This is a genomic window from Exiguobacterium sp. (assembly GCF_020832205.1).
In the GTDB taxonomy this organism is placed as follows: Bacteria; Bacillota; Bacilli; order Exiguobacteriales; family Exiguobacteriaceae; genus Exiguobacterium.
In genome coordinates, this window is sequence record NZ_JAFIFD010000018.1 from 13,178 (window position 1) to 38,687 (window position 25,510).

Sequence of the window (25,510 nt, forward strand, 5' to 3'; positions counted from 1 at the left end):
GAGTGTCCCCTCCTTTTTATTAGAATTTAAGACCTGCTTCACGAGCTGCTTCAGCAACAGCTTTGACGCGGCCATGATAGAGGTATCCACCACGGTCGAACACAACAGTGTCGATACCTTTCTCGAGTGCACGTTCAGCAGCAAGTTTACCGACAGCTTTCGCTGCTTCAACATTACCACCGTTTGTAAGATCGAGAGCTTTATCTTTCGAAGATGCTGACACAAGCGTTGTTTGTGCCGCGTCGTCGATGAGTTGTACGTAAATGTGTTTGCTTGAGCGGAATACGTTCAAACGTGGACGAGCTGCTGTCCCCGTGATCGTACGACGTACACGAGCATGACGCTTTTTACGAACTGCATTTTTATCTGCTTTTGTGATCATTTATGCCACTCCTTTCCGTTCATTTCGTGACGAATTACTTACCAGTCTTACCTTCTTTACGGCGAATACGTTCATCAGAGTAACGAACACCTTTACCTTTGTAAGGTTCTGGAGCACGGTACGAGCGGATTTGAGCTGCGACGTGACCGACGCGCTCTTTGCTAATCCCTTTAACGATGATTTGCGTGTTTGAAGGAACTTCGATCTCGATGCCTTCTTCAGCAACGTACTCGATTGGGTGCGAGTAACCGAGGCTGAGGACGAGTTTGTTCCCTTGCTTAGCAGCACGGTAACCAACCCCTGAGATCTCAAGTGTTTTCTGGAATCCGTTAGACACACCTTCCACCATGTTGGCGATAAGGGCACGTGTCGTACCGTGGATCGTACGGTTCTCTTTCGAGTCATCCGGACGAACGACAGTCAATTCGTTTTCTTCAACTTTGACTTCCAATGCTGGGTTAGCTGAAAGCGAAAGTTCACCTTTAGCACCTTTTACTGTGACCGTGTTGTCTTCTGCAACTGTTACAGTAACGCCAGCTGGAATCGTAACTGGTTTTTTACCAATACGTGACATTGATTACACCTCCGTTCTTGTTAGAAAAGTGACTTACCAGATGTAGGCGAGCACTTCGCCGCCGACTTGTTGTTGGCGAGCTTCTTTATCAGTCATAAGACCTTTTGATGTCGAAAGAACTGCGATACCGAGTCCTCCGAGCACTTTTGGTACTTCATCTGCTTTTGCATATACACGAAGACCTGGTTTCGAAATACGTTTGAGACCAGTGATAACACGTTCGTTGCTTGCTCCATATTTAAGGAAAAGACGAAGTGTACCTTGTTTAGCGTCCTCGATATATTCAACATCGCGAATGAAACCTTCACGCTTGAGGATCTCTGCAACCTCACGTTTGATATTAGAAGCTGGAAGCTCTAATTTTTCATGGCGCACCATGTTAGCGTTACGGATACGTGTAAGCATATCTGCAATAGGGTCTGTCATTACCATGCGATGTACCTCCTTTCACACTGTTAGTGGATTACCAACTTGCTTTTTTAACACCAGGGATTTGACCTTTGTATGCAAGATCACGGAACTTGATACGGCTGATCCCGAATTTACCCATGTAACCATGTGGACGACCTGTGATACGGCAACGGTTATGAAGACGTACAGGTGACGAGTTACGTGGCAATTTGCTGAGTCCGATATAATCGCCTTCAGCTTTTAATTGTGCACGTTTCTCAGCGTACTGGGCAACGAGTTTCTCGCGTTTGTGTTCGCGATTCACCATTGACTTTTTAGCCATGTTGTCGACCTCCCTTTAGATTATTTTTGGAATGGCATGCCGAGAAGTGTGAGCAATTCACGTGCTTCTTCGTCTGTGTTCGCTGTTGTAACAACAACGATATCCATACCGCGTACTTTAGTTACTTTATCGTAATCGATCTCAGGGAAAATAAGTTGCTCTTTCACACCAAGCGTGTAGTTACCGCGTCCGTCGAATGCTTTCTTCGATACACCGCGGAAGTCACGTACACGTGGAAGTGAAACAGTTACCAATTTGTCGAGGAAATCGTACATGCGCTCGCCACGAAGAGTTACTTTCGCACCGATTGGCATGCCTTCACGAAGTTTGAAACCAGCGATTGATTTCTTAGCCTTCGTTACGAGTGGTTTTTGACCTGAAAGAATTGATAATTCTTCCACAGCCATGTCAAGAGCTTTCGAGTTCGAAACAGCGTCACCTACACCCATGTTGATAACGATCTTGTCGACTTGTGGCACTTGCATAACCGAGTCATAGTTGAATTTATCCATCATCGCTTTCACGATGTCGCTTTTATACTTCTCTTGCAAACGGTTCATAGTCAAATGGACCTCCTTTCGTCACGTTCTTCTTATTTATCGAGTACTTCGCCCGATTTCGCGACACGAACTTTTTTACCATCGACTACTTTGAAACCAACACGAGTTGGTTTGCCCGTTTTAGGGTCGAGTGGCATGACGTTCGAGACGTGAATTGGTGCTTCGATTTCAAGGATACCGCCTTGTGGATTCGCTTGTGATGGTTTAGCGTGTTTTTTCATCACGTTAACCCCTTCAACGACTACGCGGTTCTTGCTTGGCATAGCTTTGAGGATAACCCCTTGCTTGCCTTTATCTTTACCAGACATTACCTGGACTGTATCGCCTTTTTTAACATGCATCGTTTTGCGCACCTCCTTATAGGATTGAAATTGGAAATTAAAGTACTTCCGGTGCCAACGAAACGATCTTCATGAATTCTTTTTCACGAAGTTCACGTGCAACTGGCCCGAAGATCCGAGTGCCGCGTGGGCTCTTGTCATCTTTGATGATGACTGCTGCGTTCTCATCGAAACGGATGTACGAACCATCTTTACGACGAGCGCCGCGTTTTGTACGAACGACAACTGCTCTGACAACGTCACCTTTTTTAACAACGCCACCTGGTGTTGCTTGTTTTACCGTCGCGACGATGATGTCACCGATGTTGGCAGTCTTACGACCTGAACCACCGAGGACTTTAATTGTCAACAGTTCACGCGCGCCAGAGTTGTCTGCTACTTTCAAGCGAGATTCTTGTTGAATCATGCGAGTGTACCTCCCTCCGGATGTTTATAGATCCGAACTGTTATTAGATGATTACTGATTCTTCTACTACTGTTACGAGACGGAAACGTTTGTCTTTAGAAAGCGGACGTGTCTCCGCGATGCGGACCACATCGCCTACTTTAGCGACATTGTTCTCATCGTGTGCTTTAAATTTCTTCGTGTAGTTTACACGTTTTCCATAAAGCTTATGACGTACTTTTGTTTCAACTGCAACGACGATCGTTTTGTCCATTTTGTCAGACACGACGCGTCCAGTGAGTACTTTACGCTTATTGCGTTCCATGAGTGTTACCTCCTCTTCAAGAATCCGATTAGATTAGCCGTTGTTGATGCCGAGTTCGCGTTCACGAAGAATCGTTTTAGCACGCGCAATCGACTTGCGTACTTCACGGATACGAGCAGGATTCTCAAGCTGACCTGTAGCTAATTGGAAACGAAGGTTAAAGAGTTCTTCTTTCCACTCGCCTACTTTACCGTTGAGCTCTTCAGTTGTTGATTGACGGAGATCAGTTGCTTTCATTCGTATCACCACCATTTTCTTCACGTTTCACGAACTTACATTTTACTGGAAGTTTGTGCGATGCAAGACGAAGCGCCTCACGTGCCACTTCCTCAGATACACCTGCGATTTCGAACATTACTTTGCCAGGCTTAACTACAGCTACCCAGCCTTCTGGAGCACCTTTACCCGAACCCATTCGGACTTCGAGAGGCTTTTTCGTGTATGGTTTGTGTGGGAAGATCTTGATCCACACTTTACCACCACGTTTCATATAACGTGTCATTGCGATACGTGCTGATTCGATTTGACGGTTTGTGATCCAGCTCGCTTCGAGAGCTTGGAGACCGAATTCACCGAAATGTACTGTTGTGCCGCGTTTTGCATTCCCGCGCATTTTACCACGGTGTACACGACGATATTTCACGCGTTTAGGTAACAACATAGTGTGTTGCCTCCTTCCTGAAAGAGTGTTTATTATTCAGCGTTTTTCGCTGTGTTGTTTTTAGTTGGAAGAACTTCACCATGGTACAACCAGACTTTGATTCCGATTTTACCATAAGTTGTGTCTGCTTCAGCTGTTCCGTAGTCGATGTCGGCACGGAGTGTGTGAAGTGGAACTGTTCCTTCCGAGTACTTCTCTGAACGAGCGATATCAGCGCCACCAAGACGACCAGAAACTTCTGTTTTGATCCCTTTGATGCCTGTACGCATCGAACGTTGAATTGATTGCTTCATTGCACGACGGAAAGATACGCGACCTTCCAATTGACGAGCGATGTTTTCAGCAACGAGTTTTGCAACAGCGTCCGCGTTTTTCACTTCAACAACGTTGATGTGAACACGTTTGCCTTCTGCAAGTTTAGTGATATTTTTACGGAGTGACTCGATTTCCGAACCACCTTTACCGATAACCATACCTGGCTTCGCAGTGTGAAGCGAAATGTTCACGCGATTTGCAGCGCGTTCGATTTCTACTTTAGAAACACTAGCATCCTTCATTTTGTTTTCGATGTATTCACGAATAACGAAGTCTTCATGAAGGAGATCTGCGTAGTCTTTCTCAGCGTACCAACGCGAATCCCAGTCTTTGATAATACCAACGCGAAGACCGTGCGGATTTACCTTTTGACCCACTACATATCCCTCCTTATTTTTCAGTTACCACGATGTGAATGTGGCTTGTGCGTTTGTTAATACGACTTGCGCGACCCATCGCACGTGGGCGGAAGCGTTTGAGTGTTGGACCTTCGTTGACGAAAGCTTCTGTGACAACAAGGTTCTCAATGTTCATATCGTAGTTGTGCTCTGCGTTAGCAATCGCCGACTTCAATACTTTTTCAACGACTGGCGACGCTGCCTTGTTCGTGTGAGCAAGGACAGAGAGCGCTTCGCCGACTTGTTTCCCGCGAATTAAGTCTACAACGAGACGTGCTTTGCGAGGAGCAAGACGGACCATATTAGCTGATGCTTTAGCTTGCATGGATTTGACCTCCCCTCAAATTACCGTTTCGTTTTCTTGTCTGATCCGTGACCTTTGTACGTGCGTGTTGGAGCGAACTCACCAAGTTTGTGACCAACCATGTCTTCTGTCACGAATACTGGTACGTGTTTACGACCATCGTGTACACCGAACGTGTGACCCATGAATTCTGGGAAGATCGTCGAGCGACGTGACCAAGTTTTAATAACTTGCTTTTCACCAGATTCGTTGAGTTTGTCAACTTTAGCGAGCAAATGGTGATCTGCGAATGGACCTTTTTTCAAGCTGCGACCCATGATAGAACCTCCCTTTGGAATGATTCGGGAACGGCTCTTTCGAACCGCCCGAGAATCATGTAGTGATTATTTCTTACGGCGACGAAGGATGTACATGTCGCTCGATTTGTTTTTCTTACGTGTTTTAAGACCAAGAGCTGGTTTACCCCAAGGAGTAAGTGGGCCCGAACGACCGATTGGCGCACGACCTTCACCACCACCGTGTGGGTGATCAACCGGGTTCATTACAGAACCACGTACTGTTGGGCGTTTGCCTAACCAACGTGAACGTCCTGCTTTACCGATGTTTACGAGTTCGTGTTCTTCGTTACCAACTGAACCGATTGTCGCGCGGCAAGTGCCGAGGAACAAGCGTGATTCACCTGATTGAAGACGAACGATGACGTACTTGCCGTCACGTCCTTGGATTTGTGCCGATGCACCAGCCGCACGAACAAGCTGACCGCCTTTACCAGGCTTAAGCTCGATGTTGTGGATAGTAGTACCGACAGGGATGTTTACGAGTGGTAACGCGTTCCCTACTTTAATGTCCGCTTCTGGGCCAGCCATGATTTCCATGCCTACTTTGATCCCTTTAGGAGCGAGGATGTAACGTTTCTCACCATCTGCATAGTTGATGAGGGCGATGTTTGCTGAACGGTTTGGATCGTATTCGATCGTTGCAACGCGTCCGACGATGCCATCTTTGTTACGTTTGAAATCGATGATACGGTATTTACGTTTGTGCCCGCCACCTTGGTGACGTACAGTCAAACGACCTTGGTTGTTACGTCCGCCTTTTTTCGAAAGCTTTTCAGTTAACGATTTTTCAGGGCGATTCGTAGTGATCTCTGCAAAGTCGAGAGATGTCATGTTACGGCGACCGTTAGTGGTCGGCTTAAACTTTTTAATTGCCATCGAGGATTCCCTCCTTTTCTTGTAAAGTAGTCAATTAACCGAGGAAGTCGATTGTGTTGCCTTCAGCAAGAGTTACGATCGCTTTTTTACGGCGTGATGTGTAACCAGAGTGACGACCGACACGTTTCGCTTTCGGTTTCATGTTCATTGTGTTTACCGAAGCAACTTTCACATTGAAGATTGTTTCGATAGCGTGTTTTACTTGCGATTTAGTCGCTTTAACTTCGATCTCGAAAACGTATTTGTTAGCTTCCATGAGGCTAACTGAACGTTCAGTGATGATCGGGCGTTTGATGATATCGTATGCTTGTGCCATTATGCAAGCACCTCCTCTACCTTCGCAACCGCATCTTTAGTGAAGATGACTTTGTCGTTAGCAACGAGGTCAAGAACGTTCACGCCTGCTGCTTCGATCACAGTCACTCCTGGGATGTTACGAGCTGCGAGAGCGATAGTCTCATTGTAGTCCGCTGTGACTACAAGAGCCTTACGTTCTACTGACAAGCTGCTTAAAACAGCAACCATGTCTTTTGTTTTTGGTGCATCGAAAGCAAGGCCTTCGAGGACGATCATTTCGTTGTTTTGTACTTTAGTCGACAAAGCCGAGAGAAGTGCAAGACGACGAACTTTCTTAGGAAGCTTGTAAGAGTATGAACGTGGAGTTGGACCGAAGACTGTTCCACCACCAACCCATTGTGGTGAGCGGATCGAACCTTGGCGCGCACGACCAGTTCCCTTTTGTTTCCATGGTTTACGGCCGCCACCGCGTACTTCCGAGCGACCTTTCGTATCGTGAGTACCTTGACGGCGTGATGCTTGTTGCATGACGATCGCGTCATAAAGTACTGATTCGTTTGGCTCGATACCGAAGATGGCTTCTGCCAATTCGATTTCGCCAACTTGTGAACCTGTTTGGTTAAGCAAAGCTACTTTAGGCATTCGTAATTCCTCCTTTCCGTGCAGTTAATTAGTTACCTTTTACCGCTGTTTTGATGATGACGTTCGACTTGCGAGCGCCTGGGATTGCGCCTTTAACGAGTACAAGGCCGCGTTCCACGTCAACTTTAACAACTTCAAGGTTTTGAATCGTTTTACGCTCTCCGCCCATTTGACCAGGAAGAAGTTTCCCTTTGAATACGCGGTTAGGAGCTACAGGACCCATCGAACCAGGACGACGGTGGTAGCGCGAACCGTGGGCCATTGGTCCACGTGATTGTCCGTGACGCTTGATTGCACCTTGGAATCCTTTACCTTTTGAAGTACCTGTAACGTCTACTAATTCACCTGCAGCGAAAATGTCCGCCTTGATCTCTTGACCGATTTCGTATCCTTCTACTGAAGTACGAATCTCTTTGATGAAGCGCTTAGGTGTCGCGTTTGCTTTCGCAGCGTGACCTTTTGCCGGTTTGTTTTGACGTGATTCTTTCACGTCGCTGAAACCGAGTTGAACTGCTTCGTAACCGTCTGTTTCAACTGTTTTAAGTTGAAGCACGACGTTTCCTTCGACAGCAACTACTGTTACTGGTACGACTTCGCCTGCTTCGTTGAAGATTTGAGTCATACCGAGTTTTGTTCCTAAGATTCCTTTAGCCATGAGATACACCTCCTGTTTAATAATTATTGTCTCTTCTGGCTAGTATCTACTATATGAAGAATTAAAGTTTGATTTCGATGTCAACACCTGATGGTAATTCGAGGCGCATAAGCGCATCAACCGTTTTTGGTGTTGGGTTAACGATGTCGATCAAGCGTTTGTGTGTACGCATTTCGAATTGCTCACGAGCATCTTTGTACTTGTGAACGGCACGAAGGATCGTGTAGATCGATTTGTCAGTTGGAAGCGGGATTGGTCCCGAAACCTTTGCACCTGAACGCTTCGCAGTTTCAACGATTTTCTCAGCTGATTGATCGAGAACGCGATGGTCGTATGCTTTTAAACGAATACGGATTTTTTCATTTGCCATGTAAGTTTCCCTCCTTTGTCGCCTATTTTAAAAATAGACAGTTCTCCGCGGAAATTTCCACACCGGCCATGGCAAAGCTGCCTGGCGTGTCATAACCTCCCGCTTCATCGCAGCGTGCTTGTGTCAGCAGAGGTATCCGATCATTGCAAATCAACGATTGGACCCGTTTTCTGCTGTAAAGTCTCTCACCACTCGCACAAACACTTAATCATTATATCGAATCTGCAAACGAATTGCAAGATTTGATTTTAAAGACGTGCCGGATGTCTGATGAGTTATTCAACGTTCACTAATGTAACAAGATTCCTGACCTTTTGCAAGCTATTTTCCTTCTTTTGTTGAACTATTTTCGAACCGAACCCTCGTGCCAACTCCGCCTAGCGTTTCATCAAGTCACGGAAGCGTGTCGTCACACTCTCGACAATCGAGGCGGGCGCCCGTTTCAAGCACGTTTGGATCACCGTTTCGTCTAACGGGACCGTCTGAAAGTAGTCATGCAGCAGATCGACTTTTTCCGCCCGTCCCATCACGGTGTAAAGGACGACCCACTCTTCTAGTCGCATCCATCCATCTTGCGGTTCCATGAAAGGATGCGTATAAATCCCATCGGTACATTTCATACGGAAACTTGCCATCACATCGATGTCCACACCTTCAAACACATACTCACCAAAGTAAGTCGTCATATAATCCGGATGCGGTGTCGAATCAAGCTTCTCTCCGGCACGGCGCAGCACGTTGTCCAATCGCTCGAATTGATCCGGTTCGACAAAGACGTCCAAGTCGTTGGCCGTTTCCACTAGCCCATGATGGCGGAGCAAAGTAGAACCCCCAATCCGACACGCGATTCCATTCAGTCGACAGAGCGTCTCGAGTTTTGCTTTCATCATCTTCACTCCTTCCTTCTGCAATATGTCCCATTCTAACACGATGTGTAGGCAAATAAAAAAAGCAGCCCGCATAAAGCGGACTGCTTGAGTCACCGATTACTCGATGATTTCTGTTACCGAACCAGCACCTACAGTACGGCCACCCTCACGGATTGAGAAACGTGTTCCGTCTTCGATCGCGATTGTAGAAATCAATTCGATCGTCAACTCGATGTTGTCTCCTGGCATTACCATTTCAGTACCTTCTGGAAGGTGAACGATACCTGTTACGTCAGTTGTACGGAAGTAGAACTGCGGACGGTAGTTCGCGAAGAATGGCGTGTGACGGCCACCCTCTTCTTTAGAAAGAACGTAGATCGAAGCTTTGAACTTCGAGTGCGGCGTGATTGAACCTGGCTTAGCAAGTACTTGTCCACGCTCGATGTCTTCACGTGATACACCACGGAGAAGGGCACCGATGTTGTCGCCAGCTTCAGCGTAGTCGAGAAGCTTACGGAACATCTCTACACCAGTACATACAGTTTTCTTAGTTTCTTCTGTAAGACCAACGATTTCAACTTCGTCGTTGACGCGGAGAACACCACGCTCAACACGACCAGTCGCTACAGTACCGCGACCAGTGATTGAGAATACGTCCTCAACTGGCATCATGAATTCTTTGTCCGTGTCACGAACTGGCTCAGGGATGTACTCATCAACAGCGTTCATGAGTTCCATGATTTTTTCTTCCCACTGTGCTTCGCCGTTAAGCGCGCCAAGTGCTGAACCTTTGATTACAGGGAGGTCGTCGCCTGGGAAGTCGTACTCAGAAAGAAGTTCACGGATTTCCATTTCAACGAGCTCGAGGAGTTCTTCGTCATCAACCATGTCAACTTTGTTCATGAATACGACGATGAAAGGAACACCTACTTGACGTGAAAGAAGGATGTGCTCACGTGTTTGTGGCATTGGGCCATCAGTTGCAGAAACAACGAGGATCGCGCCGTCCATTTGTGCAGCACCAGTGATCATGTTTTTAACATAGTCAGCGTGACCTGGGCAGTCAACGTGTGCATAGTGGCGTTTGTCTGTTTCGTACTCGATGTGAGCTGTTGCGATTGTGATACCGCGCTCACGCTCTTCAGGAGCACCATCGATTGCGTCAAACTTTGTAGCTGTTTTCCCTTGTGCTTTTGAAAGTACAGCTGAGATCGCTGCAGTCAAAGTTGTTTTACCGTGGTCGACGTGGCCGATTGTACCAACGTTAACGTGCGGTTTAGAACGGTCGAATTTTTCTTTACCCATTCTAGATTCCTCCTCTATTAGACAATTAGTTTTTTATTTAACTAGGAAGACGTAGGCTACTTTTAACATACGTCCTCCTTAGCTTACAACAATCAATTCAGCGTTACAACCGTTATTAGCCGTTCGCTTTTTTGATGATTTCTTCAGCAATTGACTTCGGTACTTCTTCGTAGTGGTCGAAGTGCATCGAGTACGTTCCACGTCCTTGTGTACGTGAACGGAGCGACGTTGCGTATCCGAACATTTCCGAAAGTGGAACCATCGCTTTAACGACTTGTGCGTTTCCGCGAGCTTCCATACCTTCTACGCGTCCACGGCGTGACGTAACGTCACCCATGATGTCTCCCAAGTATTCCTCTGGGATAACAACTTCAACACGCATCATTGGCTCAAGAATAACAGCTTTCGCTTGTTCCTTAAGTTGTTTAACCGCCATCGAAGCAGCAACTTTAAACGCCATCTCGTTCGAGTCGACATCGTGGTACGATCCGAAGACGAGGGCAGCTTTAACGTCAACTACTGGGTAACCAGCAAGGATACCGTTTTCGAGAGCTTCTTCAATCCCGTTTTGAACAGCTGGGACGTATTCACGTGGGACAACACCACCGACGATCTTGTTCTCGAATGCGAATCCAGCGCCTTCTTCGTTCGGCTCGAATTCTACGACAACGTGACCGTACTGACCGCGTCCACCCGACTGACGAACGAATTTCGAATCGATCTTCGCAGCGCCACGGATTGTCTCACGGTAAGCAACTTGTGGTGCACCGACGTTTGCTTCTACTTTGAACTCGCGACGCATACGGTCAACGAGGATATCAAGGTGAAGCTCACCCATACCAGAGATGATCGTTTGACCAGTCTCTTGGTTTGTTTCAGTGCGGAAAGTTGGATCCTCTTCTGCGAGTTTCGCGAGGGCTTGACCCATCTTGTCTTGGTCTGCTTTCGATTTAGGCTCGATTGCGACCGAGATAACCGGTTCTGGGAATGTCATTGACTCGAGAACGACGTTGTCTTTCTCTGAGCAAAGCGTATCACCAGTCGTTGTATCTTTAAGACCAACGGCAGCGGCGATGTCACCAGCGAATACCATTGGGATTTCTTCACGGCTGTTCGCGTGCATTTGAAGGATACGACCGAGGCGCTCACGCTTACCTTTAGTCGAGTTCTTCACATACGAACCAGCTTGTGCTGTACCAGAGTACACGCGGAAGAATGTCAATTTACCGACGTAAGGGTCAGTCATGACTTTGAACGCGAGTGCCGAGAACGGCGCTTCGTCCGAAGGTTCACGTGTGATTTCTTCGTCTGTGTCGAGGTTAACCCCTTTGATTGACTCAACGTCAACTGGTGACGGGAGGTAATCAACAACAGCGTCCAACATCAATTGAACACCTTTGTTTTTGAAGGCTGAACCAACGAGTACAGGGTAGAATTCTACGCTGAGCGTTGCTTTACGAATACCAGCTTTGAGTTCGTCGATTGAGATCTCTTCGCCTTCGAGGTATTTCATCATCAACTCTTCGTTGTAGTCCGCGACCGCTTCGATCAATTGACCGCGAAGTTCTTCTGCTTCATCAGCCATGTCAGCTGGGAAGCCATCGATTACTTCGATGTCAGTACCGAGGTCGTTCGAGTACATGTACGTCTTCATTTCGACGAGGTCGACGATTCCTTTGAATTCGTCTTCCGCACCGATTGGAAGTTGGATTGGGTGTGCGTTTGCGTGCAAACGCTCGTGAAGTGTTTTCACCGAGTACAAGAAGTCCGCACCGATCTTATCCATCTTGTTGACGAATACGACACGTGGAACACCGTAAGTCGTCGCTTGACGCCATACAGTTTCTGTTTGTGGTTCAACACCTGACTGAGCGTCAAGTACTGCAACTGCGCCATCGAGTACACGGAGTGAACGCTCAACTTCAACTGTGAAGTCTACGTGTCCAGGTGTATCGATGATGTTTACACGGTGGCCATTCCACTGTGCAGTCGTCGCAGCAGAAGTGATCGTGATTCCACGCTCTTGCTCCTGCTCCATCCAGTCCATTTGTGAAGCTCCTTCATGAGTTTCACCAATTTTATGGATACGACCTGTGTAATAAAGAATACGTTCAGTCGTTGTCGTTTTACCGGCATCGATGTGAGCCATGATCCCGATGTTACGAGTATTCTTTAGGGAGAATTCTCTTGCCATACTGGGTATTCTCCTTCCGCATGTGTTTTTCGTGTGCTGGCACACGATATGATTATACCCGAAAGCCACTCCATTAAGCCACCGCTTGGTGACGTGGAGTGGTCTTTACGTTTAAATTACCAACGATAGTGAGCAAACGCTTTGTTCGCTTCTGCCATCTTATGCATGTCTTCGCGTTTCTTAACTGAAGCACCAGTGTTATTGGCTGCATCCATGATTTCGTTAGCGATACGTTGCTCCATCGTCTTCTCGTTGCGGAGACGAGCGTAGTTCACGAGGTAACGAAGACCAAGTGTCGTACGGCGCTCTGGACGAACTTCAACAGGAACTTGGTAGTTTGCTCCACCAACACGGCGAGCTTTAACTTCAAGTACAGGCATGATGTTGTTCATTGCTTCTTCGAACACTTCCATAGGCTCTTTGCCTGAGCGTTCAGCGATGAGGCCAAATGCGTTGTAAATGATAGTTTGAGCTGTACCTTTTTTACCGTCTAACATGACACGGTTAATGAGGCGAGTTACCAATTTCGAGTTGTAGATCGGATCTGCGATAACGTCACGACGTTCTGCACGGTTTTTACGCATCCGAGTACCCTCCTTTCAAAATTTCAGTAGTTGTAGTTTAGTTGGCGAGAATTACTTCTTCGCAGCTTTCGGACGTTTCGTACCGTATTTAGAACGGCCTTGCATACGTCCGTCAACACCTGCAGTGTCAAGCGCACCACGAACGATGTGGTAACGTACCCCTGGTAAGTCTTTTACACGTCCTCCACGGATAAGAACAACGCTGTGCTCTTGAAGGTTGTGGCCAATACCTGGAATGTACGCAGTCACTTCGATTTGGTTAGTCAAACGAACACGAGCATACTTACGTAACGCCGAGTTCGGTTTCTTCGGAGTCATTGTACCAACACGTGTACAAACACCACGTTTTTGTGGCGAGCTCACGTTTGTTTGTGACTTGATGAAACTGTTGTAACCTTTGTTAAGTGCTGGAGAGTCAGATTTGACGACTTTCGATTTACGTCCTTTACGGACTAACTGGTTGATAGTAGGCATCTTTGAAGATCCTCCCTTCCTGAATTATGCTATTTTCTAGACCCACCGACCCGGGTGGTTCATTTAAGGTCATAACGAAACGCTTTTACGAGGCGTAGGCATTCCATGACCTCGCAAAAACGTGAGTTATACCTTGAAAGTGGCAAAGATAGCAGCCAAATCTTTCTATAAGAAAGATCGGGTGACGTCCAAGTAGCTTGCCGACTGCTGGACACCGTTGTCTACGACAACAACCGATTGGCGGCACTAAATCATAGTAGCACCGCCAACCCATGCTGTCAAGACGTTTTATTCTACTGTCGTGTCTTCGAGAGCGACTTCTGCCGCGTCCTCTTTAAGTTGGACATCGCGGTAAACCGGCATCCCTGTACCAGCAGGAACAAGCTTACCGATGATGACGTTCTCTTTGAGACCGAGGAGATAGTCACGCTTGCCTTTGATGGCAGCGTCTGTCAACACACGAGTCGTTTCTTGGAACGAAGCGGCCGAGAGGAACGAATCTGTCTCAAGCGACGCTTTCGTGATTCCGAGAAGGACCGGTTTGGCTGTCGCCGGACTCTTGCCTTCGCGGAGGGCATCTTTACATGCTTCCTTGAAGACGCTGATGTCGACGAGCGAACCTGGGAGAAGCGGCGTGTCACCTGACTCGATGACTTTGACGCGACGAAGCATTTGGCGAACCATGACCTCGACGTGTTTGTCGCCGATTTCTACCCCTTGCATCCGGTATACTTTTTGAACTTCTTGGAGAAGATAGTTCTGGACACCAGATACACCACGGACGGTGAGCAATTCTTTCGGATCGATCGAACCTTCCGTGAAGACTTCCCCAGCTTCGACCGTATCACCGATTTGGACACGGAGACGTGCTCCGAACGGAATCGTGTACGTACGTGTCTCGCTGAGTCCTTCGACTGTGAGTTCACGCTTGTCGCGTGACTCTGTGAAGTCGATGACCGTACCCGGTATTTCCGAGATGACCGCTTGCCCTTTCGGGTTACGGGCCTCGAATACTTCTTGAATACGCGGAAGACCTTGTGTGATATCATCTCCGGCTACCCCACCTGTGTGGAAGGTACGCATCGTAAGCTGCGTTCCTGGCTCACCGATCGATTGCGCGGCGATGATTCCGACTGCTTCCCCGACTTCAACGTTCGAACCGGTCGCCAAGTTGCGTCCGTAGCACTTCTTACATACGCCGTGTGACGTGTTACATGTAAAGGCAGTACGGATTTCAACTCGTTCGATGCCGGCATCGACGATTTCGCGGGCAAGGTCTTCTGTGATGAGTTGGTTCTTCTCGACCATGACTTCTCCCGTTTCCGGATGCGCCACTGTCTCGAACGCTGTACGGCCGACGAGACGGTCATACAAGTTTTCGATTTCTTCCGTGCCTTCGCGGAGAGCGGCAACGCGGATTCCGCGGTCCGTTCCACAATCTTCTTCACGGATGATGACATCTTGGGCAACGTCGACGAGACGACGCGTCAAGTAACCTGAGTCAGCCGTCTTAAGGGCTGTATCGGCAAGACCTTTACGCGCACCGTGCGTCGAGATGAAGTACTCTTGAACCGTCAGACCTTCACGGAACGACGATTTGATCGGAAGTTCGATGATGCGGCCAGATGGTGCGGCCATCAAACCACGCATCCCTGCGAGCTGCGTGAAGTTGGACGCGTTACCACGGGCACCTGAGTCAGACATCATGAAGATCGGGTTCAAGCGGTTGAGGGATTTCATCAATCGTGACTGAATCTCATCTTTCGCTTCGTTCCACGACCGGACGACACGCTCATAGCGCTCATCTTCAGTGATGAGACCACGGCGGAACGATTTCATGATTTGGTCGACTTGAGTTTGCGCTTCATCGAGGATCTCTTGTTTATCCGGAAGAACGATGATATCCGAGATACCGACCGTCACACCCGCTTTAGTCGAGTGTTTGAAGCCGAGATCTTTCATCCGGTCAAGCATGCGGCTCGTTTCAGTCGTTTCAAACTTCTGGAACACTTCCGCGATGACTTTTCCAAGGAATCCTTTTTTGAACGGCTCGACGAGTGGACGGGCGGCGATTTCTTCCGCGACGTTCGCTCCTTTTTCGATGAAATACTTGTCAGGCGTTGCTTCCTGTAAGTTTTCCATCGTCGGCTCGTTCAAGTATGGGAACGTGTTCGGCAAGATCTCGTTGAAGATCATCTTACCGACCGTTGTGATGAGCAATTTCTCATTTTGTTCGTCAGTGAACGTCGGGTTGTTGAGCGTACGCGCCGGGACCGCCACACGCGAGTGCAAGTGGACGTAGCCGTTTTGATACGCGATGAGCGCTTCGTTGACGTTCGACATGATTTTCCCTTGACCGATGGCATCGTCGCGTTCAAGCGAGATGTAGTAGTTACCGAGGACCATATCCTGCGATGGTGTAACGACTGGTTTTCCATCTTTCGGGTTCAAAATGTTTTGTGCCGCGAGCATAAGAAGACGAGCTTCTGCTTGTGCTTCCGCTGAAAGTGGTACGTGGACCGCCATTTGGTCACCATCGAAGTCGGCGTTGTAAGCCGTACAAACGAGTGGGTGTAGACGAATCGCACGGCCCTCGACGAGGATCGGTTCGAACGCTTGAATCCCGAGACGGTGAAGTGTCGGGGCACGGTTCAAGAGAACCGGGTGTTCACGAATGACCTCTTCGAGGACGCCCCAGATTTCTGGTTGCATCTTCTCAATTTTGCGTTTGGCGTTCTTGATGTTCGACGCGATGCCGCGACCGACGAGTTCTTTCATCACGAACGGTTTGAAGAGTTCAAGGGCCATCTCTTTCGGGAGACCACATTGGAACATCTTCAAGTTTGGTCCAACGACGATAACCGAACGTCCTGAGTAGTCGACCCGTTTACCAAGAAGGTTTTGACGGAAACGACCTTGTTTCCCTTTCAACATGTGTGAAAGCGACTTAAGTGGACGGTTACCTGGACCTGTGACCGGACGACCACGACGACCGTTGTCGATGAGGGCGTCAACCGCTTCTTGAAGCATACGCTTCTCGTTTTGCACGATGATGTTCGGCGCGCCGAGATCGAGCAAACGTTTGAGGCGGTTGTTACGGTTGATGACTCGACGATACAAATCGTTCAAGTCAGATGTTGCGAAGCGTCCACCGTCGAGCTGCACCATCGGGCGAAGCTCTGGCGGGATGACAGGAAGTACTTCGAGGATCATCCAATCTGGATCATTCCCCGATGTGAAGAACGCATCGAGCACTTCAAGGCGTTTGATCGCACGTGTACGACGTTGACCTTGAACCGTCTTCAATTCTTCACGGAGTTCTCCGACTTCCTTCTCGAGTTGTACGTCTTGAAGGAGTGTCCGGATTGCTTCCGCACCCATGTCCGCTTTAAAGTCGCTACCGTATTTTTCGCGGTAGAGACGGAACTCTTTTTCCGAGAGGAGTTGCTTCTTCTCGAGCGGCGTGTCACCTGGCTCGGTCACGACGTACGACGCGAAGTAAATAACTTCTTCGAGCGCACGCGGTGACATATCGAGCACAAGCCCCATCCGGCTTGGAATCCCTTTAAAGTACCAGATGTGCGAAACTGGTGCCGCGAGCTCGATATGGCCCATACGCTCGCGACGCACTTTCGCTTTCGTCACTTCAACGCCACAACGGTCACAAATGACTCCTTTATAACGGATCCGTTTGTATTTCCCGCAGTAACATTCCCAGTCTTTCGTCGGACCGAAGATTCGTTCACAGAACAATCCGTCCTTCTCTGGTTTAAGTGTACGATAGTTGATTGTTTCCGGCTTTTTGACTTCCCCGTAAGACCACGAACGGATCTTTTCCGGTGAAGCCAAGCCGATTTTCATATATTCAAATCGATTAACATCTACCAAGGGGCCGACCTCCCTTTTCGCCTTATTCCTCTTCCGTAACAGTCGGTTGAACGACTTGTTCTAACGCCGATGTTGCGTTCGGGATGTTGTCGTCATCTTCATCTTTCATTTCGACTTCTTCATCGTCCGCAGACATCATCTTGACTTCCATACCGAGCGCTTGGAGCTCTTTGATCAAGACGCGGAATGATTCAGGAACGCCCGCTTTCGGAACGCTCTCGCCTTTCACGATCGCTTCGTACGCTTTTACGCGTCCGACCGTGTCATCCGACTTGATTGTCAAGATTTCTTGAAGCGTGTAGGCTGCGCCGTACGCTTCAAGGGCCCAAACTTCCATCTCACCGAAGCGCTGTCCACCGAACTGTGCTTTACCACCGAGCGGTTGTTGCGTGACGAGCGAGTAAGGTCCTGTCGAACGTGCGTGAAGCTTGTCATCAACCATGTGCGCGAGTTTGATCATATACATGACACCGACTGAGACGCGGTTATCGAACGGTTCACCAGTACGACCGTCATAGAGACGTGTCTTGGCATCTTTGTCCATTCCAGCTTCTTCAATCGTTGCCCATACGTCTTCCTCACGCGCACCATCGAATACAGGCGTCGCCACTTTGATGCCGAGCTTTTTAGCCGCCATTCCAAGGTGGAGTTCAAGTACCTGACCGATGTTCATACGCGATGGTACACCGAGTGGGTTAAGCATGATGTCAATCGGTGTGCCGTCTGGCATGTATGGCATATCTTCTTCAGGGAGGATCCGCGAGATAACACCTTTGTTACCGTGACGTCCCGCCATCTTATCCCCTTCATGAATCTTACGTTTTTGAACGATGTAGACACGAACCATTTGGTTCACGCCTGGCGAGAGCTCGTCACCGTTTTCACGGTCGAACACCTTGACGTCCAAGATGATTCCGTCGCCGCCGTTTGGTACACGGAGTGACGTATCACGGACTTCACGGGCTTTCTCACCGAAGATCGCATGCAAGAGACGCTCTTCCGCCGTCAATTCCGTCACACCTTTAGGCGTAACTTTACCGACGAGGATATCGCCATCTTTGACTTCCGCACCGATGCGGATGATCCCACGATCGTCCAAGTTGCGAAGCGCGTCATCACCGACGTTTGGAATATCACGCGTGATTTCCTCAGGTCCGAGTTTCGTGTCACGTGACTCTGACTCGTACTCCTCGATATGAATCGAAGTGTAGACGTCATCTTTCACGAGGCGTTCACTCATGATGATCGCATCCTCATAGTTGTAACCGTCCCAAGTCATGAAGGCGACAACGACGTTACGGCCGAGCGCGAGCTCACCCATATCCATCGATGGACCGTCAGCAAGGATTTCTCCTTTTTCGACTTGGTCACCAGCAGCGATGATCGGCTTTTGGTTGTAGCACGTTCCTTGGTTCGAACGAACGTACTTTTGAAGTTTGTAGCGGTCAAGGTCACCTGAAACCGTTGATCCGTTCACGTCAGACGTGCGGCGGACCAAAATTTCACGCGCTGTGACGCGCTCGACGACACCCGGGTACTTCGCGATGATCGCGGCCCCAGAGTCTTTCGCTGACACATACTCCATACCAGTACCGATAATCGGCGAATCTGGTTGAAGAAGCGGGACAGCTTGACGTTGCATGTTCGCTCCCATGAGGGCACGGTTCGAGTCATCGTTCTCAAGGAACGGGATACATGCCGTCGCGGCAGAAACAACCTGTTTCGGCGAAACGTCCATGTAGTCGACTCGGCTCGGCTCAACTGACAAGTTTTGTCCGCGGAAGCGGCAAAGGACTTGTTCGTTGGCAAAGCTGCCTTCTTCTGTGAGCGGCATGTTCGCCTGGGCGACGACGTAGAGATCTTCTTCATCCGCCGTCATATATTGAATCTCGCTCGTGACGAGACCTGTTTCCGGGTCAACGCGACGGTACGGTGCTTCGATGAAGCCGTACTCATTCACTTTCGCATAAGACGAAAGCGAGTTGATGAGACCGATGTTCGGTCCTTCCGGCGTTTCGATTGGACACATCCGACCGTAGTGCGAATAGTGAACGTCTCGAACTTCGAAGCCGGCACGCTCACGTGTCAAACCACCCGGTCCAAGTGCAGAGAGACGACGCTTGTGCGTCAATTCTGCGAGCGGGTTCGTTTGGTCCATGAACTGTGACAACTGCGAGCTACCGAAGAACTCTTTCAACGACGCGATAACCGGGCGAATGTTAATAAGCGCCTGCGGTGTGATCGCATTTTGATCTTGAATCGACATCCGTTCTTTTACGACACGTTCCATACGGGAGAGCCCGATCCGGAATTGGTTTTGGAGAAGTTCTCCGACTGAACGAAGACGACGGTTTCCTAAGTGGTCGATGTCATCTGTTGTTCCGACTTCGTGAAGTAAGTTGAAGAAGTAGTTGATCGATGCGATGATATCGGCCGGTGTGATGTGTTTCACGCTGCGGTCGATATTGCCGTTACCGATAATGTTCAAGATACGCTCTCCATCTGGGTCATCCGGTGAGATGACTTTGATCGATTGAAGACCGAACGGCTCGCCTTCCGCGACGCCACCCGTAGGTTCAGCGTCCATGTAGCCAAGTCCGTTCTCCAAGTAAGGGAGGACACGGTCGAGGTTACGACGGTCAAGCACAGTGCCGGCTTCGGCGATCACTTCACCTGTTTCCGGGTCGACGAGTGGTTCCGCCAACTTTTGTCCGAAAAGACGGTTCTTCAAATGAAGTTTTTTATTCATCTTATAACGACCAACGTTAGCGAGGTCGTAGCGTTTCGGGTCAAAGAAACGTGAGACGAGAAGTGATTTCGCGTTTTCAACCGTTGGTGGTTCACCAGGGCGGAGACGCTCATAAATCTCGATCAACGCTTTTTCCGTCGACTCGGTGTTATCTTTTTCAAGGGTGTTACGAAGGTATTCGTCGTCTCCGAGAAGGTCGATAATTTCTTGGTCCGTTCCGAAACCGAGGGCACGCAACAACACCGTTACCGGAATTTTACGGGTACGGTCGATACGGACATAAACGATATCTTTCGCATCTGTCTCGAGTTCGAGCCATGCACCACGGTTCGGGATGACTGTTGCACCAAAACCACGTTTACCGTTTTTGTCGAGTTTAGAATTGTAATAAACGCTCGGCGAACGAACAAGCTGGGAAACGATGACGCGCTCGGCGCCGTTAATGATAAACGTTCCCGATTCTGTCATGAGCGGGAAATCCCCCATGAACACTTCTTGCTCTTTTAGTTCACCTGTTTCTTTGTTTTGCAGACGTACTTTCACGCGCAATGGCGCAGAATAAGTGACGTCGCGCTCCTTCGATTCATCGATCGAATACTTCGGCTCGCTGAGCGAGTAGTCGATGAACTCGAGCACGAGGTTTCCAGTGAAGTCAGAGATTGGCGAAATGTCCGTAAACATTTCTTTCAATCCTTCACGTAAGAACCACTCGTAAGAAGCAGTTTGAATTTCAATCAAATTCGGAAGCTCTAATACCTCACTGATACGGGCAAAGCTTCTTCTCTGACGGTGACGACCGTACTGAACAAGTTGACCAGTCAACTGATTCACCTCTCAGACCCCCAATTCTTTAAACGAATTTTTCGGGCGTAATAATCGAACATTGTCATTGAATGTCGCTCTTTTTCCGCGTCTAAAAAGCGGCAAACGCGGCAGTTCCAAGCGAATTCCATTCCAATGGCATTTTATAATGTTAGCATATACGTTATAGCGAGTCAACAAGACTTCACCGTTTGTCAAGAGCGAATTGCCCGAAAAATGAAATAGCCTTTTTCTTTGACAAGCGTCTCGACGTGACCAAACACATCTTCAAGCAGCTTCTTCGCAGAAGGTGCTCCTTGTTTCTTTTGGATGACGACATAAAGCGCTCCGCCTACGACGAGGTGGTCGTGCGCGTCTCGCAAAATCGTGTGGACCACTTGCTTCCCGGCCCGAATCGGCGGGTTGGTCACGATCGCTGCGAACCGTTCATCTCCTACTGCGTCATACGCGTGGCTCATTCGTGTTTCAATCGTCACTCCGTTCTGGGTGGCGTTTTGTTCGGATAAGACAAGCGCTCGTTCGTTCACGTCGACGAGGAGTGCTTCACGCCCAGAGGCGTCGGCAAGCGAGATCCCCATCGGACCGTAACCACAGCCGACATCTAAAATGCGACCTGAAACATGAGGCACTTCAAATGACTCGATTAAGAGACGTGACCCAAAATCGACCGACCCTTTCGAGAACACGCCGCGGTCCGAGGTGAAGCGATATGTCTTCCCTCGCAACTCGTACGACCACGTCTCCGGGGCACTTTTCGAACTCGGATCGTTCGTATAGTAATGATCTCCCATGCGTTGAACCTCCTAACCCATTCTTCAAGGAAATAAAAGAAGCTCGCCATGGCGAGCTTCTATAGCTTGTGAAGTAAAAGTTAGATTACTTAACTTCGACAGTTGCGCCAGCTTCTTCAAGCTTAGCTTTGACTGCGTCTGCATCTTCTTTAGAAACGCCTTCTTTGACTGGAGCCGGAGTTCCGTCAACGAGTGCTTTCGCTTCTTTAAGACCGAGGCCTGTAAGTTCACGTACCGCTTTGATGACGTTGATTTTACCAGCGCCAGCGTTTGTGAGGATTACGTCGAATTCAGTTTGCTCTTCAGCTGCTGCTGCGCCTGCACCTGCAACTGCTACTGGAGCTGCTGCTGATACGCCGAATTCTTCTTCGATTGTTTTTACGAGTTCGTTAAGTTCGAGAACCGTCATTGATTTGAGGTCTTCGATGAATTGCTCTTTGTTGAAAGCCATTATGGTTTTCCTCCTTTGATGTTGTAAAAAGTTGTTGTTACGCTACGCGGCAAAAATTAAGCTGATTGCTCTTCTTTTTGTTCTGCGATTGCGTTTGTTGCGACTGCGAGCCCACGGATCGGAGCTTGAAGGACGCTGAGAAGCATCGAGAGAAGACCATCGCGTGATGGAAGTTCTGCAAGGGCTTTAACTTCTTCAAGTGAAGTTACTTTGCCTTCGATGATTCCGCCTTTAAGTTCGAGCGCTTTGTGCTCTTTTGAGAAGTCGTTCAAGATCTTCGCTGGAGCAACAACGTCCTCGTTCGAGAACGCGATTGCAGTAGGACCTGTGAAGACTTCATCGAGACCGTCAAATCCAGACTGAGTCGCCGCGCGGCGAAGGAGACCGTTTTTGTATACTTTGAACTCGATTCCAGCGTCACGGAGTGATTTACGGAGTGTAGTCACTTCTTCAACTGTAAGTCCACGATAGTCAACAACGATTGTCCCAACGCTTGCTTGCATTTTCTCAGCGATTTCATCGACGAGTACCGATTTCTGAGCTACGATTTTTTCGCTTGCCATGTTTTTGCACCTCCTAGTCATTTCTTATACCGGACGAGAGGCTGCTCTTCAAAAAGAAATCCCTCGTATGAAGACATACGAGGGCGTAATTGTTTGAAAGTAAACCTGTGACAACAGGCTCAAGTTCGAGCAAAGACACCTCGGAAGGAATTATGGACCGATGTCCACCTTCTGTCTGCGGTAATCCAACATATTCGGTTGAACGTGTCTTACTTTAACAGCGGTATCACACGTTGTCAACAGTTTATTTCAAGTAGATTACTTGATGAAGTCGGCAGTCGCAACACGGATTCCAGGACCCATTGTTGACGAAAGCGCGATGTTTTTGAGGTAAGTTCCTTTTGCAGTAGCAGGCTTCACTTTCATGAGTGTCTCGATGATTGTCTCGATGTTCTCAGAGAGTTTTGTTGCTTCAAATGACTTCTTACCAACTGGTACGTGGATGTTACCGGCTTTGTCAACGCGGTATTCTACTTTACCAGCTTTGATGTCCGCGATTGCTTTCGCAACGTCGAACGTGACTGTGCCTGTTTTCGGGTTAGGCATGAGGCCTTTAGGTCCGAGAACGCGACCAAGTTTACCAACTTCGCCCATCATGTCAGGTGTCGCAACGATTACGTCGAAGTCGAACCATCCTTGTTGGATTTTAGTGATGAACTCAGAGTCACCGACGTAGTCAGCGCCAGCCGCTTCAGCTTCTTTAACTTTTTCGCCTTTTGCGAAGACGAGAACTTTTTGTGTTTTACCAGTACCGTGTGGAAGTACGACGGCACCGCGGATTTGTTGGTCCGCTTTCTTCGGATCTACGCCGAGACGGACAGCAACTTCGATTGTTTCATCGAACTTGGCAGTAGCTGTTTTTTGAACGAGTTCAACGGCCTCAGCGAGGTCGTATGACTTCATGCGATCAACAAGCTTTGCTGCTTCTTGGTGTTTTTTACCCATGATTCTTTTCCTCCTTGTGGTTAGCGGAATTTCCTCCCACATAATGAAGGGATTGAAGGTGAGCATAATATTCACCGACAATCCCAGAGACTAATAAATTAGTCTTCGATTACAATACCCATACTACGCGCAGTACCTTCAACCATAAGCATCGCTGTTTCAACAGACGACGCGTTAAGGTCAGGCATTTTAAGTTCAGCGATTTCGCGAACTTTATCACGCTTAACCGTTGCTACCTTCTTACGGTTTGGTTCACCAGAACCGCTCTCGATACCAGCAGCTTTCTTCAAAAGAACTGCAGCTGGTGGAGTTTTCGTAATGAATGTAAACGAACGATCTTCGTATACCGTAATGACTACAGGAATAATCAATCCGGCTTGGTCTTGTGTACGAGCGTTGAACTCTTTACAGAATCCCATGATGTTAACACCTGCTTGTCCAAGTGCTGGACCTACTGGCGGTGCTGGGTTTGCTTTACCAGCTGGGATTTGAAGTTTAACGAGTTTAGTAACTTTTTTCGCCACGAGACACACCTCCTTAAGTCTAAAATGTGGTTTCTTGGACGTTGTGCGCCCTCCCACTCAATCTATTAGGTCGAGTTTGTACCGAAATAAAGCACAACATCAAACATTTCCGATTGTACCATCCGTTTCTCAGGATGGCAAGTGGGTTTTAGTTAATTTTCTGAACTTGTTCGAAATCAAGCTCAATTTTTGTTTCGCGACCGAACATGTCGACGACGACTTTAAGCTTCTCTTTGTCCGCTTCGATTTCATCAATCGTGCCTTCAAAGTTCTCGAACGCGCCTTCTTTGACACGGACGAGATCGCCGAGCTCGTAGTTGTAACGGTCTTTCTTCTCGATGAGACCCATCTGCGAAAGCACGTTCGTCACTTCGTCAGGTTGGAGCGGGATCGGCTTAGCGCCGCCCCCAGTCGAGCCGAGGAAGCCGGTAACGTTCGGCGTGTTACGTACGACGTACCATGAATCATCTGTCATGATCATTTCGACGAACACGTAGCCCGGGAAGTTTTTCACTTCACGTTCTTTAATTTTTTTCTCGCCACTCTTCAATGTGACTTCTTCTTGCGTTGTTTCGGTTGGAACGAGGACGCGGAAAATTTTATCTTCCATGTTCATCGAACCGATTCGGCGTTCTAAGTTTTCTTTGACGTTGTTTTCAAAGCCAGAATACGTCTGGACAACAAACCATTGTTTCTCCACGGCTTTCACCTCTTTCCTTAGTTGATCAATAGGTTGACGAGATAACTGACACCAGTATCTACGCCAAACACGAACAGGCCAATCACGACGACTGTCGCGATGACTGTGATGGTATATTTCGTGAGCTCTTTACGAGTCGGCCAACTCGTTTTCTTTAACTCTTTCCATACATCACGCAAAAAGTTCATGGTAGCTTCCTCCTACATTGAATGCCAATTAACGTTACTTTGATTCTCGATGCATCGTATGCGCATTGCAACGACGGCAGAACTTCTTCAGCTCAAGCCGCGTCTGCACATCCTCTTTCTTGGTCGTCGAGTAGACTCGTGACCCGCAATCCGCGCATGCGAGACTTACTTTCTTTGCCATTCATAAGCGCCCCTTTCGACGGCTCCCATTAAAAAAGAGCGAAAAAAAAACGCCTCCTGTAAAATGGCGTCTACGGACAAGGCGCTGCCTTAAAAGTATCACATAGGAGGCGTATGGTCAATATCG

At 48.4% G+C, this 25,510-nt stretch carries 33 protein-coding genes and 1 other annotated feature; all 33 genes read right to left on the reverse strand.

All coding sequences use genetic code 11. From position 1 onward, the window contains the following. Window positions 1–19 precede the first annotated feature (19 nt). Entirely contained in the window at window positions 20–382 is a 363-nt protein-coding gene (gene rplR / locus JJU47_RS03835) for a 50S ribosomal protein L18 (RefSeq protein WP_012727661.1), read from the reverse strand. A 34-nt stretch (window positions 383–416) separates the two neighbouring features. Beyond that, a complete protein-coding gene (gene rplF, locus JJU47_RS03840; protein ID WP_228616350.1) occupies window positions 417–956 on the reverse strand; it encodes a 50S ribosomal protein L6 in 540 nt (179 codons plus the stop codon). A gap of 33 nt (window positions 957–989) precedes the next feature. Continuing rightward, the gene (gene rpsH, locus JJU47_RS03845) at window positions 990–1,388 is read right to left on the reverse strand and encodes a 30S ribosomal protein S8 (protein WP_021066614.1); all 399 of its coding nucleotides are present in this window, start codon (window positions 1,386–1,388) and stop codon (window positions 990–992) included. A 31-nt stretch (window positions 1,389–1,419) separates the two neighbouring features. Then, window positions 1,420–1,689, reverse strand: coding sequence for a 30S ribosomal protein S14 (gene rpsN / locus JJU47_RS03850; protein WP_034781694.1), 270 nt, complete (start codon window positions 1,687–1,689; stop codon window positions 1,420–1,422). Between the two features lie 20 nt (window positions 1,690–1,709). Then, window positions 1,710–2,249, reverse strand: coding sequence for a 50S ribosomal protein L5 (gene rplE, locus JJU47_RS03855; RefSeq protein ID WP_016508927.1), 540 nt, complete (start codon window positions 2,247–2,249; stop codon window positions 1,710–1,712). Between the two features lie 32 nt (window positions 2,250–2,281). Continuing rightward, a complete protein-coding gene (gene rplX / locus JJU47_RS03860) occupies window positions 2,282–2,590 on the reverse strand; it encodes a 50S ribosomal protein L24 (protein ID WP_214841851.1) in 309 nt (102 codons plus the stop codon). 37 nt (window positions 2,591–2,627) lie between these two features. Further along, a complete protein-coding gene (rplN, locus tag JJU47_RS03865; protein ID WP_012727667.1) occupies window positions 2,628–2,996 on the reverse strand; it encodes a 50S ribosomal protein L14 in 369 nt (122 codons plus the stop codon). Between the two features lie 43 nt (window positions 2,997–3,039). After that, entirely contained in the window at window positions 3,040–3,300 is a 261-nt protein-coding gene (gene rpsQ / locus JJU47_RS03870) for a 30S ribosomal protein S17 (RefSeq protein ID WP_016508930.1), read from the reverse strand. A gap of 33 nt (window positions 3,301–3,333) precedes the next feature. Then, window positions 3,334–3,537, reverse strand: a complete 204-nt coding sequence (gene rpmC / locus JJU47_RS03875) for a 50S ribosomal protein L29 (RefSeq protein ID WP_012727669.1) — start codon at window positions 3,535–3,537, stop codon at window positions 3,334–3,336. Further along, window positions 3,524–3,961, reverse strand: coding sequence for a 50S ribosomal protein L16 (gene rplP, locus JJU47_RS03880; protein WP_012727670.1), 438 nt, complete (start codon window positions 3,959–3,961; stop codon window positions 3,524–3,526). Before rplP ends, rpmC begins: the two co-directional genes overlap by 14 nt. Before the next feature lie 32 nt (window positions 3,962–3,993). Further along, the gene (gene rpsC / locus JJU47_RS03885) at window positions 3,994–4,653 is read right to left on the reverse strand and encodes a 30S ribosomal protein S3 (RefSeq protein ID WP_024372187.1); all 660 of its coding nucleotides are present in this window, start codon (window positions 4,651–4,653) and stop codon (window positions 3,994–3,996) included. Window positions 4,654–4,666: 13 nt separating this feature from the next. Beyond that, complete coding sequence (gene rplV, locus JJU47_RS03890) at window positions 4,667–4,999, reverse strand: 50S ribosomal protein L22 (RefSeq protein WP_024372186.1); 333 nt, start codon at window positions 4,997–4,999, stop codon at window positions 4,667–4,669. 20 nt (window positions 5,000–5,019) lie between these two features. Next, window positions 5,020–5,295 carry a 30S ribosomal protein S19 gene (gene rpsS, locus JJU47_RS03895; protein ID WP_012727673.1) on the reverse strand — a complete coding sequence of 92 codons (276 nt, stop codon included), beginning with the start codon at window positions 5,293–5,295 and terminating at the stop codon, window positions 5,020–5,022. Between the two features lie 66 nt (window positions 5,296–5,361). Continuing rightward, window positions 5,362–6,192, reverse strand: coding sequence for a 50S ribosomal protein L2 (gene rplB, locus JJU47_RS03900; protein WP_228616351.1), 831 nt, complete (start codon window positions 6,190–6,192; stop codon window positions 5,362–5,364). Between the two features lie 34 nt (window positions 6,193–6,226). After that, window positions 6,227–6,508, reverse strand: coding sequence for a 50S ribosomal protein L23 (gene rplW, locus JJU47_RS03905; protein ID WP_024372184.1), 282 nt, complete (start codon window positions 6,506–6,508; stop codon window positions 6,227–6,229). Next, window positions 6,508–7,131 carry a 50S ribosomal protein L4 gene (gene rplD, locus JJU47_RS03910; protein ID WP_228616353.1) on the reverse strand — a complete coding sequence of 208 codons (624 nt, stop codon included), beginning with the start codon at window positions 7,129–7,131 and terminating at the stop codon, window positions 6,508–6,510. Before rplD ends, rplW begins: the two co-directional genes overlap by 1 nt. 28 nt (window positions 7,132–7,159) lie before the next feature. Further along, window positions 7,160–7,786, reverse strand: coding sequence for a 50S ribosomal protein L3 (rplC, locus tag JJU47_RS03915; RefSeq protein ID WP_024372182.1), 627 nt, complete (start codon window positions 7,784–7,786; stop codon window positions 7,160–7,162). A 61-nt stretch (window positions 7,787–7,847) separates the two neighbouring features. Next, entirely contained in the window at window positions 7,848–8,156 is a 309-nt protein-coding gene (gene rpsJ / locus JJU47_RS03920) for a 30S ribosomal protein S10 (RefSeq protein ID WP_016508894.1), read from the reverse strand. A gap of 377 nt (window positions 8,157–8,533) precedes the next feature. Continuing rightward, window positions 8,534–9,046 carry a nucleotidyltransferase family protein gene (locus tag JJU47_RS03925; RefSeq protein ID WP_228616355.1) on the reverse strand — a complete coding sequence of 171 codons (513 nt, stop codon included), beginning with the start codon at window positions 9,044–9,046 and terminating at the stop codon, window positions 8,534–8,536. 96 nt (window positions 9,047–9,142) lie between these two features. Next, on the reverse strand, window positions 9,143–10,330 hold the full coding sequence (gene tuf / locus JJU47_RS03930; protein WP_034781710.1) for an elongation factor Tu: 1,188 nt from the start codon (window positions 10,328–10,330) through the stop codon (window positions 9,143–9,145). A 115-nt stretch (window positions 10,331–10,445) separates the two neighbouring features. Next, entirely contained in the window at window positions 10,446–12,524 is a 2,079-nt protein-coding gene (gene fusA / locus JJU47_RS03935) for an elongation factor G (protein ID WP_228616357.1), read from the reverse strand. Between the two features lie 116 nt (window positions 12,525–12,640). Next, window positions 12,641–13,108 (reverse strand): 30S ribosomal protein S7, encoded by a 468-nt coding sequence (gene rpsG / locus JJU47_RS03940; RefSeq protein ID WP_021066600.1) that lies wholly within the window; start codon window positions 13,106–13,108, stop codon window positions 12,641–12,643. Window positions 13,109–13,159: 51 nt separating this feature from the next. Beyond that, complete coding sequence (gene rpsL, locus JJU47_RS03945; protein WP_012727683.1) at window positions 13,160–13,582, reverse strand: 30S ribosomal protein S12; 423 nt, start codon at window positions 13,580–13,582, stop codon at window positions 13,160–13,162. A 288-nt stretch (window positions 13,583–13,870) separates the two neighbouring features. After that, entirely contained in the window at window positions 13,871–17,470 is a 3,600-nt protein-coding gene (gene rpoC / locus JJU47_RS03950; protein ID WP_300997430.1) for a DNA-directed RNA polymerase subunit beta', read from the reverse strand. Between the two features lie 22 nt (window positions 17,471–17,492). Then, the gene (gene rpoB, locus JJU47_RS03955) at window positions 17,493–21,041 is read right to left on the reverse strand and encodes a DNA-directed RNA polymerase subunit beta (protein ID WP_228616397.1); all 3,549 of its coding nucleotides are present in this window, start codon (window positions 21,039–21,041) and stop codon (window positions 17,493–17,495) included. Window positions 21,042–21,235: 194 nt separating this feature from the next. Beyond that, entirely contained in the window at window positions 21,236–21,832 is a 597-nt protein-coding gene (locus tag JJU47_RS03960; protein ID WP_228616360.1) for a class I SAM-dependent methyltransferase, read from the reverse strand. Between the two features lie 85 nt (window positions 21,833–21,917). Beyond that, complete coding sequence (rplL, locus tag JJU47_RS03965; RefSeq protein ID WP_024372175.1) at window positions 21,918–22,283, reverse strand: 50S ribosomal protein L7/L12; 366 nt, start codon at window positions 22,281–22,283, stop codon at window positions 21,918–21,920. A 56-nt stretch (window positions 22,284–22,339) separates the two neighbouring features. Next, entirely contained in the window at window positions 22,340–22,846 is a 507-nt protein-coding gene (gene rplJ, locus JJU47_RS03970) for a 50S ribosomal protein L10 (protein ID WP_228616362.1), read from the reverse strand. A 45-nt stretch (window positions 22,847–22,891) separates the two neighbouring features. Then, window positions 22,892–23,045 (reverse strand) — a sequence feature (ribosomal protein L10 leader region). A 59-nt stretch (window positions 23,046–23,104) separates the two neighbouring features. After that, a complete protein-coding gene (rplA, locus tag JJU47_RS03975; RefSeq protein WP_228616364.1) occupies window positions 23,105–23,791 on the reverse strand; it encodes a 50S ribosomal protein L1 in 687 nt (228 codons plus the stop codon). A gap of 98 nt (window positions 23,792–23,889) precedes the next feature. Continuing rightward, window positions 23,890–24,315, reverse strand: coding sequence for a 50S ribosomal protein L11 (rplK, locus tag JJU47_RS03980; RefSeq protein ID WP_021066593.1), 426 nt, complete (start codon window positions 24,313–24,315; stop codon window positions 23,890–23,892). A gap of 148 nt (window positions 24,316–24,463) precedes the next feature. After that, window positions 24,464–25,015: a transcription termination/antitermination protein NusG gene (gene nusG, locus JJU47_RS03985; protein WP_024372172.1), complete on the reverse strand. Its 552-nt coding sequence runs from the start codon at window positions 25,013–25,015 to the stop codon at window positions 24,464–24,466. Window positions 25,016–25,032: 17 nt separating this feature from the next. Beyond that, complete coding sequence (gene secE, locus JJU47_RS03990; RefSeq protein WP_012727692.1) at window positions 25,033–25,203, reverse strand: preprotein translocase subunit SecE; 171 nt, start codon at window positions 25,201–25,203, stop codon at window positions 25,033–25,035. A 34-nt stretch (window positions 25,204–25,237) separates the two neighbouring features. Beyond that, window positions 25,238–25,384, reverse strand: coding sequence for a 50S ribosomal protein L33 (gene rpmG, locus JJU47_RS03995; protein ID WP_228616366.1), 147 nt, complete (start codon window positions 25,382–25,384; stop codon window positions 25,238–25,240). Window positions 25,385–25,510: the final 126 nt, after the last annotated feature.